We start from the raw sequence: 16,644 nt of genomic DNA on the forward strand, positions 1-16,644 counted from the left end.
ACCGATATGCATTCCGTGGAATCATTTTCTCACCGTACGCCCGATTCGTGATTAATTCCATGGAATCTATTTGCGGCCTTTCATTGTGTCGGTGGCGCATGGGAACATATGTTCGTGTCGCATGAACCGCTGGATCAAGAAACGCCAGGTAATCACCCTGGCGGTGCTCGTTCCGGCGGTAATCATTCTGGCGGTAGTCGGTCCACAGGTGACGCAACAATCCTGCATGCGGACCTCGATTCGTTCTACGCATCAGTCGAGCAACGCGACGACCCGACTCTGGCCGGCAGGCCGGTCATCGTCGGTGGTGGGGTGGTCTTGGCGGCAAGCTACGAGGCCAAGGCGTTCGGGGTTCGCACAGCCATGAGCGGTGGTCAGGCCCGATCACTGTGTCCTCAGGCGATAGTCGTCCCTCCGCGAATGTCGGCGTACTCGCAGGCGAGCAAAGACGTGTTCGACGTCTTTCACGACACGTCGCCGCTGGTCGAAGGAATCTCCATAGACGAGGCCTTTCTCGAGGTCGGCGGGCTCGCCAAGATCGTGGGAAACCCGCTGCAGATCGGAGCCAACCTCAGACGCGATGTGGCCGAGCAGGTCGGACTACCGATCACGGTCGGAATCGCACGCACCAAGTTCCTGGCCAAGGTCGCCAGTGCATTCGCGAAACCCGACGGATTGCTGCGAGTGCCGCCGGAGGGCGAGACCGAGTTCCTGCATCCCTTGCCGGTCGAGAAGCTGTGGGGCGTCGGCAAGATCACGGCCCAGAAGCTGCGAAACTTCGACATCGTGACGGTGGGTGACATCGCTCGGCACGACGAATCCTCGATCGTCTCGATTCTCGGGGGCGGCGCCGGTCGCCATCTCTACGCACTCTCACACAATCGAGATCCGCGCCCCGTCCGCGCCTATCGTGGCCGCAGTTCGATGGGTGCTCAGCATGCGCTGGGTCGCGGATCCCATCCCCGCGCAGAACTCGATGCGTCGTTGATGTCCCTTGTCGACCGTGTCAGTCGACGCATGCGTTCGGCGCAGCGGACGGGGCGCACGGTCACGCTCCGGCTCCGCTTCGCGGATTTCACGCGGGCAACTCGATCTCACACGCTGCGCCGGTCCACCGCCGACACAGCGGAATTGCTGAGCGCCTCGATGGTGCTGCTGGACGAAGCGATACCGATGATCGCGGACAAGGGCATCACGTTGATCGGTGTCGCTGTCTCCAACCTGGATCGGGACGGCGCCGAACAACTCGAATTGCCCTTCGACGGTCCAGGATTCGCGGGTCCGGACACTGCCGCCCTCGACTCGGCAATGGACAGTGTCCGGAAGAAGTTCGGCTCCGCGGCCCTCACGAGGGGAGTGCTCCTGGGACGCGATCCGGACCTGTCGGTGCCGCTACTGCCGGACTAGGTGAGGTTTTCTCGCAGAGTCGCTCCCTCGTATTCGCGACGGAACAACCCACGCGCCTGCAGCACCGGAATCACGTGATCGACAAAATCTTCCAGACCCTGCGGATAGGTCGGCGGCATCAGATTGAAACCGTCGGCACCGCGGCCGTTCAACCAGGATCCCATCTCGTCGGCAATCGACTCCGGTGTTCCGATCATCGTTGCGTGACCACCACCCGCAGCGAGCGTCCCGAGGAGCTCCCGCACAGTCGGTGCGTCCTTCTCGACGATCCGCAAAATAGTGGCGTAGCGTCCCTGCGGCCCTGTGAACGCTTCGAGTGGAGGCAACGGGGGCACGGGCCCGTCGAGATCCCAGTTCTCGCAATCCTGTCCGGTGAACAACGAGAGTTGGCGTATCGACTGTTCGGTGGGCAGCAGGAGATCGAGTTCGGCCTTCTTCGCCCTGGCCTCGGCGACGGTGCTGCCGACGTAGGTGACCAGTCCCGGCATCACGGCGACAGAGTTCGAATCCCGGCCGGCTCGCTCGATTCTCGATTTCACGTCCGCGTAGTAGGCCTGTGCGCTGGGTAAGTCGTAGGCAACCGAATAGATTGCCTCGGCGCGACGCGCCGCCAGATCGCGGCCCTGCTCGGACGCCCCGGCCTGGAACAACACCGGCCGGCCTTGCGGGGAGCGCGGAACCGTCAACGGCCCGTCCACCCGAAAATGTTTGCCGTCGTGATCGATTCGAGAAATCCTGTTTGCGTCGGCAAAACGCCCCGACCGGTCGAGAATCAGCGCGTCTTCCGACCATGAATCCCACAATGCGAGGGCCACTTCGACAAATTCGTCGGCTCGTTCGTATCGGGATGCGTGATCGGGCATCGCCTCGAGTCCGTGGTTGCGCGCCTCCTGGTCGAACATCGAGGTCACGACGTTCCAGCCGGCCCGTCCGCCGCTGATGTGGTCGAGCGAGGCCAACAGTCGCGCCGCGTGAAACGGCGTGTAGAAAGTGGTGGAAATGGTGGTCACCAGGCCGATGTCCGCTGTCGCTCGTGCCATGGCAGTCAATGCGGTGATCGGCTCGAGAAACCACGACGCACCCGACTCGGGTTCGCGAACACTGTGACCGTCAGCGAAGAAGACGGCGTCCAGCTTGCCGCGTTCGGCGATCTGGGCGAGCGACTCGTAATACGTGATGTCGCCGAGACTTTCGACCGGTGAGTCGCGATGACGCCATGCCGCACTGTGATGTCCGCAACCGAGCAGGAACGCACCTATCCGCAGCTGTGCGCCCATCAGTTCTTGACGAGTCCGCCGTCGACAACCAGGTTCTGGCCGGTCACGGCCCGTGACCATGGTGAGGCGAAAAAGAGTGCAGCGTCGGCAAATTCGTCCGGCGTCGTGACTCGGCGCAGGGGAGTGCTTGCCGCGATCATGTCGAACACGGCTTCCGGTGTCGCGGCACTCGCATCGGTGGTGCGGAGCAAGCCGCCGGAGACCATGTTGACTGTGATCCCGTCCGGACCGAGGTCGGCGGACAGCGTCCGTGTCAGTGCCAACAGTGCGGCCTTGGCAGCGGTGTAGTCGTGGTACGGAACTACCGGATTCTGGACCAGATTGGTTCCGACAGTGATGATTCGGCCGAAGCCGAGTTCGCGCATGCCTGGTAGCGCTGCCTGGGTGGTATTGAGTGTTCCGGCAACAGCTCCGCGTAGTTGAGACTCGAAGTCGGCCCAGGTGATCGTGTCCGCGTTCGGCCGTGCATCGCCGTTGAACGAGAAGTCGACCAGTGCATTGTCGACCACGGTCGAGATCGGTGCGTCGAATCTCTCGCGTGCAGCGGAGAACAACTGGTCGACGGAACTGCGGTCCGTCACGTCCGCCTGGACTGCGAAGGTGCGATCCTCACCCAGTTCGGCGACCAGGGCCTCGGCGGCATCGCGGCTCTTGTTGTAGTTCACGATTACGCGGGCGCCCGAGCGGGAGAATGCTCGGCTCAGTGCGGCGCCTAGCCCGCGGGCGCCACCGGTGATCAGAACGATCTGCTCGTCGAGGTTCAATGCGCGCTGAAATTGCTGTTCGGTCACGTCGACATCCCTCCGCCAGTGCTAACTGGTCAGGTTCATCGGGTCTGATCTCAGCCGACTTTTTCGGCACCCCGTGTCACCGTCCATCAGACCACGTGAGGTGAATCGTCCTGAACGCCGGGTGCGTTGTAACGGCCGGCGCGATGAGTTTTCGATCGCGCGGGAGTCGTAATTGCAAGCGAAGTGGCAACCGGCCGCTCGCCTTCGCCCCAGGAGATTCCGATGACCACCCAGCCCGTCCACAACGAAACTGTTTCCGGTGACGCCACGACGACGACACCTTCGGCCACGGCTCGCAAGCTCGGATACGTCCTGAGTGGGCTGTTCGTCGTTTTCATGCTCTTCGACGGCATCATCCACATTCTCAACCTTCAGACAGTCGAGGATGCGTCGGCTGAACTTGGGTTGCCGGACTCGCTGGCATTGACGGCTGGGGTGGTGCAACTGATCTGCCTTGCGCTGTACGTGATTCCGCGAACGTCGATACTCGGCGCGATTTTGCTCACCGGTTACCTGGGGGGAGCGGTGTTGACCAACCTTCGAGCTGAACAGCCTCTGCTGAGCACGACCCTGTTTGCCGTCTACACCGGAATCGTCATGTGGGCGGGACTGTATCTCCGGGACGAGAAGGTTCGCGAGATCATCCCGCTGCGTCGGGCCTGAAATAGGCCCCCGAGGGGGTTGCGTGGGACGCGGTGTCCCATTATGTTTGACCTCATTCAAGTCCGTCGACTGCAATCGACGGACTGGCCGTGAGGAGACACCGATGGCTCGGTCAGCGTCGATCGAAGTGGAAAAGCCGTACCACCAGGTACTGCAGACTTTGTCCGAGGGCTCAGTTGCCCGCAGTTTCGATCCCTATCTCGACATCGACTGGGATTCACCAGAGTTCGCGATCGATCCGCATGATCCGAGATGGGTGCTCTCGTCCGTGTCGGACCCCCTCGGGGCGACGCAGTGGTACCAGGATCAGTCGTTGGAGCGTCGAATCGCCATGGGAATGTGGCGTCAGGCGAACGTGACCAAGGTGGGTTCGGCCTTCGAGAGCATCTTGATCCGGGGAATGCTGCAATACATCATGGCGCTACCCAACCAGTCGCCTGAGTTCCGGTACTGCCTGCACGAGATGACCGAAGAGTGCAATCACATCCAGATGTTCCAGGAACTCGTCAATCGCATGGACATCGACGTGCCGGGTATGCGTCCGATGTTCCGGCGGCTGTCGCCGATCATCGGAGTGCTGGGAGCAAAGTTCCCGGTCATCTTCTTCATCGGCATTCTGGCTGGTGAAGAACCGATCGACCACTTCCAGAAGGATCTCATCCGTGAGGGTAAGGACACGCCGCCGGCGATGCTCCGCACCATGGAGATTCACATCGCCGAAGAAGCGAGACACATCTCGTTTGCTCACGAGTTCCTGCGCAATCACGTCCCCAGACTCAGTCGTACGAGTCGAGCCATCACATCGGTCGCCTTCCCCGGCGCGATGCGTTGGCTTGCGGGTGAAATCATGTCACCGCCAAAGGAATTCGCCGAAGAATTCGGAATCCCGGACGAGGTGATGAAGAGCGCCTTCTGGGGGAGCCCGCATTCACGCCGCATCCTGGGTAACTACTTCGGCGAAATGCGAGCCCTGGCAGACGAACTCGGATTGATGAATCCGGTGTCGAAGCGTGCGTGGCGAAAGCTGCGCATCGACGGCGACTACGCCCGCTACCGCGGCGAGCCGAAGCGTTCCGACAAGACCCGGATCTAGTCCGGCCGCGAAGTTCCTCCGTCGGAGGACACCAGCTCGGCTATGAGCGTGGACAATTCGACATGGGGATCGATCTGTAGTCCGCTCGAGCGGGCAACGCCGTCGAACATGTACCAGGTGTATTTCGCGAGGTCGGCGACGATCTCTTCGCGGCTCGGCTTCGGATCGGTGCTTCGGACCCAGTGGGTGAGCGTGCCCTCGACCATTGTCACCACTGCGAACGGTAGTGAATCGAAGGGTGAGGAGTCGATCCCCACGGATCGACCGACTTCGGTGATAGTGGTGCGGGCGGAGTCGGCGATTGTGGCCTTCAGACTGCTGATCGCGTCGATGCTCTCGTCGTCGTAGTCGGTGGGGCCGGTACCCATGAACTCGTGAATCCGCGGATGCTCGGTGATCCACTCGGCGACGGCGCTGATGGTTCGGGTCAGGATCTGGTCGAGAGTGCCTACCGAAATGCTCATCGACGCGTCCAGGGCCGCCGCAAATTGTCCGAGCACAAACGCTCGGACTCGTCGATCGAGGTCGTCTCGGCCGCTGAATTGGCGGTACACCACCGACTTGGCGAGGCCGGCACGATCGGCGATCTGCTGGACGGACACCTCGGCACCTGCCGCACGCTCTTCGATCAGTTCGACCGCCGAGGTGAGTATCCGTTTCTGACGCTCGGAGTTGTGTCGCTCCCACCGCGCTTCGCGACCGGTCAACTCTGCAGTGACAGGTTGCGCAATTGCGTCGCTCGGCATCGCGCCAGTCTATCCGGACGGACCTGCCGTGTTTCCGACTTGTCATCGGGCGCGGCATCGGGATCGGTCGTCGGTACAACGTGGGACACTGGTCGAGTGAGGTTGTATCGAGACACGGCAGTGGTGCTGCGCCTGCACAAACTGGGCGAAGCCGACCACATCGTCACGTTGCTCACCCGTCAGTTCGGGTTGGTACGTGCCGTGGCCAAAGGTGTCCGCCGAACCACCTCCAAATTCGGTGCCAGACTCGAACCGTTTGCTCACATCGACGTGCAACTACTTCCGGGCAAGAATCTCGACATCATCACTCAGGTGCAGACGGTCGACGCATTCGCCACCGACATCGTCGACGACTACAGCCGGTACACCACGGCCTGCGCCGTACTCGAAACTGCCGAGCGGTTGGCCGGCGAGGAACGCGCGCCGGCCCCGCAGCTTCAGCGATTGACGGTGGGAGCACTGCGTGCGATCGCCGAGCAGGCACGACCGGTCGAGTTCGTGCTCGACGCGTTCTTGTTGAGAGCCATGGGCTATGCGGGTTGGGCGCCTGCCCTCGAAGAGTGCGCCCGCTGCAGTGCTCCTGGACCGCACCGGGCCTTTCATGTCGCCGCAGGCGGAGCCGTGTGTACCTATTGCCGCCCGGCGGGTGCTGCGACGCCGTCGCCCGGAGTGCTCGACTTGATGGAAGCTCTGCTCCGAGGGGAGTGGGAGGGTACCGATTCGGCGCCCGCGACGCTGCGGACGCAAGCCAGCGGACTGGTCGCGGCACACCTGCAGTGGCATCTCGAGCGCCAATTGCGGACGTTGCCGCTGATCGAGCGTTCGAGGCCGCATGCAGCCGTCGAGGTCGACTTGCCCGTGAGGCAGGATGGAACACGTGATTCGACGACGCGAACCGCGAACTCCGCTTGATTCTGCTGCTGACCGGGTGATCCGACCACCGGACCCACATCCGTCCGGGGCGACCCCGCCGATCCTGCAAACCGAACTGATCCCGCGCCACGTCGCTTTGGTGATGGACGGCAACGGACGATGGGCGCAGGAGCGCGGTCTGCCCCGAACCGCCGGGCACGAACGCGGCGAAGCTGTCCTGATGGACACCGTCTGCGGGTGCATCGAGATGGGTGTCGAGTGGCTCTCCGCTTACGCCTTCTCCACCGAGAACTGGAAGCGGAGTCCCGACGAGGTTCGATTCCTGATGGGCTTCAACCGTGATGTCATCCGCCGCCGACGCGACGAGATGAACGAAATGGGTGTGCGTGTTCGGTGGGCCGGTCGTAAGCCGCGCCTGTGGGCCAGCGTGATCAAGGAACTCGAGATCGCCGAAGAACTGACCAAGAACAACACCGTCATGAACTTGACCATGTGTGTGAACTACGGCGGCCGGGCCGAAATTGCCGATGCGGTAAAGGAAATCGCGAAGCGTGTCGCGGCCGGTGAGATCAATCCGGACAAGATTACCGAGGCGACCGTTGCCAAGTACCTCGACGAACCCGACATGCCCGACGTCGACCTCTTCCTGCGTCCGTCGGGGGAACAGCGGACGTCCAATTTCTTGATCTGGCAATCCGCCTACGCCGAAATGGTGTACCAGGAGAAGCTGTTTCCCGATTTCGACCGCCGCGACCTTTGGGCCGCCTGCGTCGAGTACGCCTCACGCGACCGTAGATTCGGTGGCGTCAAATGACAGGGGAGAACATGACCGACACCACCGACGAAGCAGCCCGCCTACAAGAACGCGCGGCCGCCTCGCTGGCGCATTTCGTGACGGTCGATGTTGCCGCCGACGGATCACTGGGTTTCCAGTACTCCGGCGCGCTGTGTTCCATCCAGGCGATGAATCTGTCCGAGGGTCTGGACGTGCTGTCCATGACGTGCGTTCTCGCATGGGACCGACCGGTCAGCGCGGCACTGCATCGCAAGGTGGCCGAGCGAAATCGCACCATCCAATTCGGCTCCATCGCGGTGTTCGGCCACGGCAGTCTGGCGGACGTCATCCTGCGTTACACGTTCCCTGCCGCCGGACTGGACGACGAGGCACTGACCACGATGTTGCTACTGGCGCTCACCGGTGCCGATACCGCCCGGCAGGGTTTGATTCCCTGACGCTCTCAGGCGGCGGCGCAGTCGCGGCAGGTGCCGAAGATCTCGACGGTGTGACTCACTTCGGTGAAACCGTTGTCCTCGGCGATGGTCTGTGACCACTGCTCGACCGTCGGGCCCTCGACCTCGACGGTGAATCCGCAGTTGCGGCACACCAGGTGATGGTGGTGCCCGGAGGAGCAGCGTCGGTAGACGGACTCACCTGTGTCGGTGCGTAGGACGTCGATGGTTCCGGCGTCGGAGAGTGCCTGCAGCGTGCGGTAGACGGTGGTCAGGCCGATGCCTTCACCTCGCTTGCGCAGTTCGTCGTGCAATTCCTGTGCCGACTTGAATTCGTCGATGTCGTCGAGCAGGGCGGAGATGGCGCTGCGCTGTTTCGTGGAACGAACGCCGACTGTGGCCGGTCCACGTTTCGAGGTCGTACTGCCCGGGGTGTTCATGCGGTGGAATCTCATCCTTCTTCGGCGTGGGCGACAGCGTCGACGACGATGTGTGCAAGGTGATCGTCGACGAGTCGATAGAGAACTTCTCGTCCGTTGCGCTCGCCGCGGACGACGCCCGCTGCTTTGAGTACGCGCAGATGCTGGCTGATGAGTGGCTGAGTGACACCGAGAGCTCCGACGAGTTCGTGAACGCAACGCTCCGACTCGTGCAACTGAAGCACGATCGCGATCCGAACGGGTGCAGCGAGCGCCCGCAGAATTTCGCCGGCGGCCGCCAGGGTTTCCTTGGGCGGCACGGGCGCGGGCGGTGCGGCTTCGAACGGGTCGTGCGTGTGTCCGAGGTCGGAATGATCATGGCTTTTGTGGAGATCGCCGGTATCCGCAATGCTCACAGCGAGGCTCCTTCGAGGGGTAGATCATGATGTCCGGGCATAGCCATCTCACCACATTATTGCAAATCACTTTCATTTTGATATGCACAAGTATGCATGTCAACCTTGGACGGAAGTGCGTGGCAGCCGCCAGATAGGCTGATGGTGCGAAAAGCGCACGAAAATCATGCATCTATTACCCAGATGGAGAGCAATCGAGTGGCACCCAAGTCCAAGATCGAAGCCGTTGTCAATCTCGCCAAGCGGCGAGGCCTGGTCTACCCGTGCGGTGAGATCTACGGCGGTACCAAGTCCGCATGGGACTACGGCCCATTGGGTGTCGAGCTCAAGGAGAACATCAAGCGCCAGTGGTGGCGCAACATGGTCACCAGCCGCGAGGACGTCGTCGGCCTCGACTCGTCGGTGATTCTGCCCCGCGAGGTGTGGGTCGCGTCCGGTCACGTCGGTGTCTTCAACGACCCGCTCGTCGAGTGCCTCAACTGTCACAAGCGTCACCGTCAGGATCACCTGCAGGAGGCGTACGCGGAGAAGAAGAAGCTCGACAACCCGGACGACGTCTCGATGGATGTCATCGGTTGCCCCGATTGCGGCACCGTCGGCCAGTGGACCGAGCCGCGCGACTTCAACATGATGCTCAAGACGTACCTCGGCCCCGTCGAGAGCGAAGAGGGCATGCACTACCTTCGCCCCGAGACCGCACAGGGCATCTTCGTGAACTTCGCCAACGTGCTGACCACCTCGCGTAAGAAGCCGCCGTTCGGCATCGGCCAGATCGGCAAGAGCTTCCGCAACGAGATCACCCCCGGCAACTTCATCTTCCGCACCCGTGAGTTCGAGCAGATGGAGATGGAATTCTTCGTCAAGCCGGGCGAGGACGAGCAGTGGCATCAGTACTGGATCGACTACCGCCTTGACTGGTACACCGGCCTCGGTATCAACAAGGACAACCTGCGTCTGTACGAGCATGCGCCGGAAAAGCTTTCGCACTACTCGAAGGGCACGACCGACATCGAGTACCGCTTCCACTTCCAGGGCAGCGAATGGGGCGAGCTCGAAGGTATCGCGAACCGTACCGACTTCGATCTCTCGACGCACTCCAAGCACTCGGGCACCGAGCTGAACTACTACGACCAGACGACGGGCGAGCGGTACACGCCGTACGTCATCGAGCCGGCGGCCGGTCTCACGCGTTCGCTGATGGCCTTCCTGGTCGACGCCTACACCGAGGACGAGGCGCCCAACTCCAAGGGCGGCGTCGACAAGCGCACAGTGCTCCGCCTGGATCGTCGACTCGCTCCCGTCAAGGCTGCCGTTCTGCCGCTCTCGCGTAACGCGGACCTGACGCCGAAGGCCAAAGATCTTGCAGCGCAGCTGCGTCAGAATTGGAACGTCGAGTTCGACGACGCCGGCGCCATCGGTCGTCGTTACCGTCGCCAGGACGAGATCGGCACACCGTTCTGCATCACGGTCGACTTCGACACTCTCGAAGACCAGGCTGTGACGGTGCGTGAGCGTGACTCCATGGCGCAGGAACGCGTCGCCCTCGATCAGGTGGAAAGCTACCTGGCCGCACGGCTGATCGGCTCCTGATTCTCGTTCGAAGCTGACGGGCGGTCCTTCTCAATCGAGAAGGACCGCCCGTTTTCTCTTTCCCCGATGGTCCTTCAGGCGCAGGATCGAAGTTATGAGAAAACTCAGCGTGACCAACAGCGTGACTCTCGACGGTGTCATGCAGGCACCTGGTGGGCCGGACGAGGACCGTCGTGGCGGATTCGAGCACGGTGGGTGGGCAGCACCCTTCAACGATTCCGTCATGGCGCAGAAGATGGGGGAGGGGATGGCGAAGAAATCGGAGTTGCTGTTGGGCCGCAGAACGTACGAAAACTTCGCCTCGTACTGGCCGTTTCAGACCGACAATCCGTTCACCGAGGTGCTCGACAACACGCAGAAATACGTAGTTTCAAGAACTTTGGGCGTACAGCTCCCGTGGAAGAACTCGACCTTGTTGAAAGGTGATGCCGCCGACGCGGTCGCCACGCTCAAGGAAAGTGAGGGCCCGGATCTGGTGATTCTGGGCAGTGGCGACTTGATCACGTCCTTGGCCGATCGGCGTCTCGTCGACACCTACACTCTGCTGATACATCCGCTGGTTCTCGGAACTGGGCGCAGATTATTCCCCGACGGAGCTGCGCTCGCTCAGTTCACCCTCACCGACAGCGTCCCTACGACAACAGGCGTCATCATCGCGACGTATCAGTTGAGCTGAACGCAGTTGAGCTGAACACAGTCGAGCTGAGTACATCAGGGAACTCGCCGAAATGCCGAATCTGCCAGCGCTGAGTTCTGACTGCTTGCGCGCTGGTCGGCGTAACCCAGGGCGCATAGACCCGGACAGCGCGCTTACCGCCGGAGAAGTTCGTCGAGACGATCTCGTGTTCGACGAGGGTTTCGACGGGAAAGACGAAGTGCCCCGAATGCTCTTCGTCGTATACCTTCACCACAAACAGCGCGACGCCGTCGCTGGTGTCGAATGGGCGGATGGGCCCGGCCTCGGAACGGCGCCACAGCGTGACGAACTGACCGAGCTTGGTCGGCGTCGTCTTGGCGGTTCGATAGACGGAGGCAAGGCCGTTGACGGTCAACGTGTGAGCGTCGTACTCAGCACCCTCGGACTCGGGAATCGGTGTGGACCAGGTAAATCCGTCGGCGTTCATCGGCACCGATGATGCCACGAACCACCGACAACCTTCGTGACGAACGCTGTCGGTGGTAGTCCCGATTCAGGCCGAAGGCACCTTGTCGAGAAACCCGAGGACAAGCGTCACCCGGCCGTCGTCGTCGCGTTCGAGTACGTCGAATCCGTCGATCAGTGACTCGGCCCCCGACGGGCCGAGAGCCCAACCGAATCGGGCCTGTCGGTGATGCGCGTCCACAGGTCCGACGAGGGTGAAGTGCATGCCCGGAAATTGTTGCTGCACAGCGTTGATCATCGCGTCGATCTGATCGTGTCCGGTGACGTCCGCGAGCGGATCGGTGTAGCGACCGCCGGGTGCGAACAATTGCTCGACCCGTGCTTTACGGGCGGTGGTATCGGTTTCGTTCCACATGTCGATGTAGGCGTCGGCGATTGCGTCGAAGTCGCTCATGGTCGCTCCCTTGATCAGTTTCCGGTGGTGAATGTCCGGCGGCCTCGCCGGCTGAGACCACTGTTCCTCCGAAACTGCGTCGGGTCGATTACCTCTGAGGTCATGGCCTCGGCTACCTCGGGTCGCTAACTTGAAAGAATGACCTTCGAGACGATGGACGTGGGCTCCGAACTCAAGCGGTGGCGGGAGCGGCGAAGGCTCACTCAGTTGGGACTCTCGGCGGCGGCAGGAGTGTCGACCAGGCATCTGAGCTTCATCGAAACCGGCCGCTCCAAGCCGAGCCGGGACATGATTCTTCACCTGTCCGAATGTCTGGATGTTCCTCTACGACAACAGAACACGCTTCTGCTGGCAAGTGGCCACGCGCCGGAGTACTCGCAGAAGTCGTTGGCAGAAGCGCCGATGTCAGCGGTGAGTGAGGCCATCGATCGCATCATCGACGCGCATGACCCGTATCCGGCCGTGGTGGTCGATCAGCAGTGGGAGATGGTCGCCGGGAACCAGGCCGTGGGAATTTTGACCGCGGGCGCCGCTGATTTCCTCCTGGAACCACCGGTGAACGTATTGCGTCTGAGCTTGCATCCTGAGGGCATGGCGCCGCGGATCGTGAACCTCGCGCGCGGGCCCACCTGCTCACAAGGCTGGCTCGGGAAGTGGAGGTCAGTGCGGATGTGCAGCTGTCGTCGTTGCTCGACGAGCTGCGCGCCTATCCGAGCGGCGGAGACTGGCACGACGACCGCGCGAATTCCCTGCTGGTTCCGTTGCGTGTACGCGTCGGCGATACCGAACTGGCGATGTTCAGCACCACCACCGTGTTCGGTACGCCGCGCGACGTCACGCTCGCAGAGATTGCGATCGAATCGTTCTACCCGTCGGACACGCAGACGGCCGACTACTTTCGATCGGCCGCCGAGGTCACAGGGACTTCTTGCCGAACTTGAGCTTCCACGGCACCAGAGCAGACTCCAACTGAACCGAGAGACTCATCTTGGAGACGCCTTCGGTGCGCTCCTCGAAGCGGATGGGCGTTTCGGCGATCTTCATGCCGCGCTGAACAACTCGGTAGTTCATCTCGACCTGGAACGCGTAGCCGTTGCTCTGCACCGATTCGACGTCGATGTCGCGCAAGGTCTTTGCATGCCACGCCTTGAAGCCGGCGGTCGCATCCTTGACGTGCAGTCGCAGAATGGCGTTGACGTAGAAGTTCGCCCAGGCGGACAAGGCCTTGCGGTGCCACGGCCAGTCGCCGGCGACTGCGCCGCCTTCGACGTAGCGGGAGCCGAGAACGACTGCCGCATCGGTAGTGGTGAGGATCTCGATCATGGCGGGGATCGCTTCGGACGGGTGCGAGAGATCTGCGTCCATCTGAATGACGATGTCTGCGTTCTCCGCCAGAGCCCGGCTCATGCCCGCGACGTAAGCACGGCCGAGACCGTCCTTGACCGTGCGGTGAAGCACTCCGACCGGGATGGGACCATCGATACCCAACTTGTCCGCAACCTCGCCCGTTCCGTCGGGGGAGTTGTCATCCACCACGAGGACGTGCAGGTTCGGGATCTTCAACGCGGCGAGGCGATCGACGAGCTTTGGCAGGTTCTCACGCTCGTTGTATGTGGGTACAACGACGGTTATCTGCGGGGCGACGCTTTCCATAACACCTTCGTATGATCTGTGATCCCGACTTGCCGGATGAAGCGTACGACGAGTGCGGTCGTGAACAAAGTAGGGATTTTACTACCTCGACGGGATCCGTCAGAACCGGCCGCCGCCGCCTCGACTGGTTCGGCCGCCGCCCCCGCCGCCGAAACCACCGCCGCCGCCACCGCGACCGGAGCGTCCGCTGCTGCTCGGTCCGCCGTACGAACGGGGCCCTCCGCCACCTCGCAGAATGCTGTTGATCAGGATGCCGCCGAGGATCGCTCCTGTCGCATCGCCACCGCCGCCACGGGGTCGTTGGTTTGCTTCCCAGGTGTTGACGTCGTTCTGCGCGGCGCGAAGTGAGTGCGTCGCCAAGGTGGTCGCGGCCTGGGCGTGTTGCAGCGCCTTCGACGGATCCGAGGCCTGCAATTGCTGGGCCGCCTGCAGGTGCCGCTGAGCCTCGGCGTAGCGAGTGCGCGCCTCCGCTCCGATCGCGCCGCGCCTGGTTCCGAGGAAGTCGCCTGCAGCGGTCACCTGAGCCTGTGCGGCCAGAATGTCCTGGGCGAGGCGCTGCTGTGCACGTTCGAGCTGCTGCTTCTGCTCCTGAGCGTCGGCAAGAAGCGCGTCGAGTTGGGCGTCGGCTGCGACGATCTGGTTGAAGGCTGTCAGCGGATCGCTGTCCTTCGACGTCTGAGCATTCGCCAACGCTGCCTGGGCTGCGGCCTTCGCGTCCGCCAACTTCTGCCCGCCTTGCGCCAGGTAAGCGTCCGCAGCGGTGATGCCCTGCTGGACGTCGTCCATCGCGGACGGAAGTGTCGCGATGGCGTTTCGGATGTCGTCGGCGGCGTGATCGACGCCGTCGAGTAGCTTGCGTGCCTGATCGAGGGCGGCTTCGGCCGTGCGAATCGCAGTGACGGCAGCGCCTTGCTTACCGGCCGGCAGTGCCGTCGCGTCTCGTCCTTCCTCGATCGACTTCTCGGCGAGCGTCAGGCGCTCACTCGCCATCGTGACGTTGTTCACGACCGATGCCAGCGTCGGCGCGGGGAATTGATCCTTCAATTTGGTCAGAATCGCCTCGGATTCGGGCAAGCGCACGCTGAGAGAAACAACACTCTGCGTCAACGCATCGAGACGGGCGGGGGCGTTGATGAGAAGGTCGCGAAGCCCGTCGAACTCCTCGACGCGAGCTTCGAGTTCTTGGTCGGCTCGACCGCACGAGGAAATGATGTCGATCAGCATCTGGCGGCGTTGATCGGGAGTTTCCGGGATGGCGTCGTCGAGTCGCTGCCTGATCGCGAAGGCTTCGGCGAGGGTGGCCTTGGCCTTGTCGAATGCTGCCGAGAAGGGTGCGACGGCGGAATCTCCGAACTCGTTGCGGGCCAGATCGAGTTCCTCCTGGCTGCCGGCGATCGCGTTGTCCGTCTCGACGAGGATCTCCTTCGCGCGTTCGTCGAGCGTTGGCAGCGGGAGTGCATTGAGGCTGGCGATGTCGTCGGGGGAGATGTTCTTCGCGGCTTCGACGCTTGCCTTGTTCTTGTCGTTCTTGCGCTTGCGTGAGTACAGGACCACGCCGCCCGTCCCGACCACCACAGCGCCGCCCGCGATGAGGAGTGTTCCGACTCCCATTCCGCCGCTCGTGTTGTTCGCGTCGCCGAGTGCGCCGGCCGCGGCAATCGCCGCGCCGGTCCAATCATCCTCGGCGAGAGCCGGTTCCACCGCGTCGGTATTGATCGATTCGATGTCGGAATCCGTGATGTTGCTCAGCTCAGCGGGCACATCGAGGTAGTAAGCACGCTCCGCCGTGGCAACTGCAAGCAGGACGGACTTGGTACTCAGCGTCGACTTCGTGGCTGTCTGCTGCGCCCACGCCTGGCCACCCAGGTTGTTGAAATCGGGGACGAACGCGACCCACAGATCGATCTGGTGGTCCTCGCCGAGTTGATCGATCGCGGCTTGTATGTCGCTGCGTTGCCCGGCGTCGAGAACCCCGGAGGTGTCGGTGATGTGATTCGGCAACACCATCGGGGCGTCCGCCGAGGCGAGCGCAGGACTGAAGACGAGCGCCAGCAGAGCGAAAATCGCAGCGACGGCGGCGGCGCTTCCCCGACGGCGAACGGGTCGGGTGATTGTCCGACTCTGCTCTACCGAGGACAACTGCGAGAAGTGTGGTGCGAGGGCCATGACGCAAATCTATCCGTTGTGGCGCGTCGGCATCGGAGGTGATCGCCGCGAACTGGCAGAATTGCGGGAGTGAAACCTGCTTTCGGTAACCGCCCCCACGACCCATCACCCTCACGGGCGGGCGGCTTCGGGGCAGGATTGGCTCGCTGGACGCGCCGACTGATCGCCGGTGCCGTGTTGATGGCCGTGGTTCTGGTCGGGGGTACTGCGTTCCGGGTGTGGCAGGTGGCGCGCATCGACGACACGCGGCCGGCCGACGCGATAGTCGTTCTGGGCGCGGCTCAGTATTCCGGCACTCCGTCGTCCGTCTTCGAGGCCCGACTCGAGCAGGCGTACAAGCTGTACAAGCGCGGAGTGGCGCCGCAGATCATCACTGTCGGCGGCAAACAAGAAGGTGACGAGTACACCGAAGCGGCGTCGGGAAAGATGTATCTGACCGATCGCGGAATTCCTTCGAGTGCGATCACCGCGGTGGAGACCGGTTCGGACACACTGCTCAGTATCGACGCGGTGAGCGCCGAGATGTCCTCGCAGGGAATCAATTCCGCTGTCCTGGTCAGTGACCCGTGGCACTCCTTGCGAACGCGGACGATGGCCCGCGACACAGGACTCCAGGCGTGGACCGCACCTACTCGTCAGGGCCCGGCTGTCTTCACCCGCGAATCCCAGTTGCACGGAATCGCTCGCGAAACCGGCGCGCTGCTCTGGTATCAGCTCACGCACTTCTCGGCAGACTTCCCCTACACGGCAGGGCAATAGAGACC

The 16,644-nt window shown here is 62.5% G+C and carries 18 protein-coding genes, 1 pseudogene and 1 riboswitch; of the genes and pseudogenes, 10 read left to right on the forward strand and 9 right to left on the reverse strand.

Going from position 1 to position 16,644, the window contains the following annotated elements; all coding sequences use genetic code 11:
- The first annotated feature begins 108 nt into the window (after positions 1-108).
- Complete coding sequence (gene dinB, locus PCS43_RS17120; protein WP_007731083.1) at positions 109-1,407, forward strand: DNA polymerase IV; 1,299 nt, start codon at positions 109-111, stop codon at positions 1,405-1,407.
- On the opposite strand, the gene PCS43_RS17125 is transcribed toward dinB, so the two are convergent.
- Positions 1,404-2,684, reverse strand: coding sequence for an LLM class flavin-dependent oxidoreductase (locus PCS43_RS17125; RefSeq protein ID WP_007731085.1), 1,281 nt, complete (start codon positions 2,682-2,684; stop codon positions 1,404-1,406). The two genes, dinB and PCS43_RS17125, sit on opposite strands and share 4 nt — an antisense overlap.
- Positions 2,684-3,448 (reverse strand): 3-oxoacyl-ACP reductase, encoded by a 765-nt coding sequence (locus tag PCS43_RS17130; RefSeq protein WP_007731086.1) that lies wholly within the window; start codon positions 3,446-3,448, stop codon positions 2,684-2,686. Before PCS43_RS17130 ends, PCS43_RS17125 begins: the two co-directional genes overlap by 1 nt.
- A gap of 17 nt (positions 3,449-3,465) precedes the next feature.
- Positions 3,466-3,559: riboswitch (TPP riboswitch) on the reverse strand.
- Between the two features lie 138 nt (positions 3,560-3,697).
- Between PCS43_RS17130 and PCS43_RS17135 the strand changes: the two genes are divergently transcribed.
- Positions 3,698-4,138: a DoxX family protein gene (locus PCS43_RS17135; RefSeq protein WP_007731093.1), complete on the forward strand. Its 441-nt coding sequence runs from the start codon at positions 3,698-3,700 to the stop codon at positions 4,136-4,138.
- Between the two features lie 103 nt (positions 4,139-4,241).
- Positions 4,242-5,231, forward strand: coding sequence for an AurF N-oxygenase family protein (locus PCS43_RS17140; RefSeq protein ID WP_003944493.1), 990 nt, complete (start codon positions 4,242-4,244; stop codon positions 5,229-5,231).
- Here PCS43_RS17140 and PCS43_RS17145 read toward each other — a convergent pair.
- Complete coding sequence (locus PCS43_RS17145; RefSeq protein WP_007731095.1) at positions 5,228-5,977, reverse strand: TetR/AcrR family transcriptional regulator; 750 nt, start codon at positions 5,975-5,977, stop codon at positions 5,228-5,230. The two genes, PCS43_RS17140 and PCS43_RS17145, sit on opposite strands and share 4 nt — an antisense overlap.
- Positions 5,978-6,073: 96 nt before the next feature.
- On the opposite strand from PCS43_RS17145, the gene recO reads away from it, so the two are divergent.
- The 3 genes from recO to PCS43_RS17160 are packed head-to-tail and all read left to right on the forward strand — an operon-like array spanning position 6,074 to position 8,083.
- Complete coding sequence (recO, locus tag PCS43_RS17150; protein ID WP_029255636.1) at positions 6,074-6,889, forward strand: DNA repair protein RecO; 816 nt, start codon at positions 6,074-6,076, stop codon at positions 6,887-6,889.
- The gene (locus tag PCS43_RS17155) at positions 6,846-7,664 is read left to right on the forward strand and encodes an isoprenyl transferase (RefSeq protein WP_003944543.1); all 819 of its coding nucleotides are present in this window, start codon (positions 6,846-6,848) and stop codon (positions 7,662-7,664) included. The genes recO and PCS43_RS17155 overlap by 44 nt, the downstream gene beginning before the upstream one ends.
- Positions 7,661-8,083 carry a YbjN domain-containing protein gene (locus PCS43_RS17160; RefSeq protein ID WP_019749000.1) on the forward strand — a complete coding sequence of 141 codons (423 nt, stop codon included), beginning with the start codon at positions 7,661-7,663 and terminating at the stop codon, positions 8,081-8,083. The genes PCS43_RS17155 and PCS43_RS17160 overlap by 4 nt, the downstream gene beginning before the upstream one ends.
- Before the next feature lie 5 nt (positions 8,084-8,088).
- On the opposite strand, the gene PCS43_RS17165 is transcribed toward PCS43_RS17160, so the two are convergent.
- Positions 8,089-8,520: a Fur family transcriptional regulator gene (locus tag PCS43_RS17165; RefSeq protein ID WP_003944514.1), complete on the reverse strand. Its 432-nt coding sequence runs from the start codon at positions 8,518-8,520 to the stop codon at positions 8,089-8,091.
- A gap of 11 nt (positions 8,521-8,531) precedes the next feature.
- Positions 8,532-8,915 (reverse strand): ArsR/SmtB family transcription factor, encoded by a 384-nt coding sequence (locus PCS43_RS17170; protein WP_003944457.1) that lies wholly within the window; start codon positions 8,913-8,915, stop codon positions 8,532-8,534.
- A 198-nt stretch (positions 8,916-9,113) separates the two neighbouring features.
- Here PCS43_RS17170 and PCS43_RS17175 point away from each other — a divergent pair, with 198 nt between their 5' ends.
- A complete protein-coding gene (locus PCS43_RS17175) occupies positions 9,114-10,505 on the forward strand; it encodes a glycine--tRNA ligase (RefSeq protein ID WP_003944491.1) in 1,392 nt (463 codons plus the stop codon).
- Between the two features lie 94 nt (positions 10,506-10,599).
- Complete coding sequence (locus tag PCS43_RS17180) at positions 10,600-11,181, forward strand: dihydrofolate reductase family protein (protein WP_007731101.1); 582 nt, start codon at positions 10,600-10,602, stop codon at positions 11,179-11,181.
- On the opposite strand, the gene PCS43_RS17185 is transcribed toward PCS43_RS17180, so the two are convergent.
- Positions 11,156-11,647 carry a MepB family protein gene (locus tag PCS43_RS17185; protein WP_007731102.1) on the reverse strand — a complete coding sequence of 164 codons (492 nt, stop codon included), beginning with the start codon at positions 11,645-11,647 and terminating at the stop codon, positions 11,156-11,158. The genes PCS43_RS17180 and PCS43_RS17185 overlap by 26 nt on opposite strands.
- Before the next feature lie 48 nt (positions 11,648-11,695).
- Positions 11,696-12,061, reverse strand: coding sequence for a nuclear transport factor 2 family protein (locus PCS43_RS17190; protein WP_054781579.1), 366 nt, complete (start codon positions 12,059-12,061; stop codon positions 11,696-11,698).
- A gap of 138 nt (positions 12,062-12,199) precedes the next feature.
- Between PCS43_RS17190 and PCS43_RS17195 the strand changes: the two are divergent.
- Positions 12,200-13,002, forward strand: a pseudogene (locus PCS43_RS17195) (helix-turn-helix domain-containing protein).
- Here PCS43_RS17195 and PCS43_RS17200 read toward each other — a convergent pair.
- Both PCS43_RS17200 and PCS43_RS17205 read right to left on the reverse strand, forming a co-directional pair.
- The gene (locus PCS43_RS17200; RefSeq protein ID WP_003944487.1) at positions 12,977-13,714 is read right to left on the reverse strand and encodes a polyprenol monophosphomannose synthase; all 738 of its coding nucleotides are present in this window, start codon (positions 13,712-13,714) and stop codon (positions 12,977-12,979) included. The pseudogene PCS43_RS17195 and the gene PCS43_RS17200 overlap by 26 nt on opposite strands.
- Before the next feature lie 99 nt (positions 13,715-13,813).
- A complete protein-coding gene (locus tag PCS43_RS17205; protein WP_209909087.1) occupies positions 13,814-15,880 on the reverse strand; it encodes a TPM domain-containing protein in 2,067 nt (688 codons plus the stop codon).
- Between the two features lie 69 nt (positions 15,881-15,949).
- Between PCS43_RS17205 and PCS43_RS17210 the strand changes: the two genes are divergently transcribed.
- Positions 15,950-16,639, forward strand: coding sequence for a YdcF family protein (locus tag PCS43_RS17210; protein WP_007731109.1), 690 nt, complete (start codon positions 15,950-15,952; stop codon positions 16,637-16,639).
- The last annotated feature ends 5 nt before the right edge of the window (positions 16,640-16,644 follow it).

The organism is Rhodococcus sp. C-2 (assembly GCF_027854095.1).
In the GTDB taxonomy this organism is placed as follows: Bacteria; Actinomycetota; Actinomycetes; order Mycobacteriales; family Mycobacteriaceae; genus Rhodococcus_F; species Rhodococcus_F qingshengii.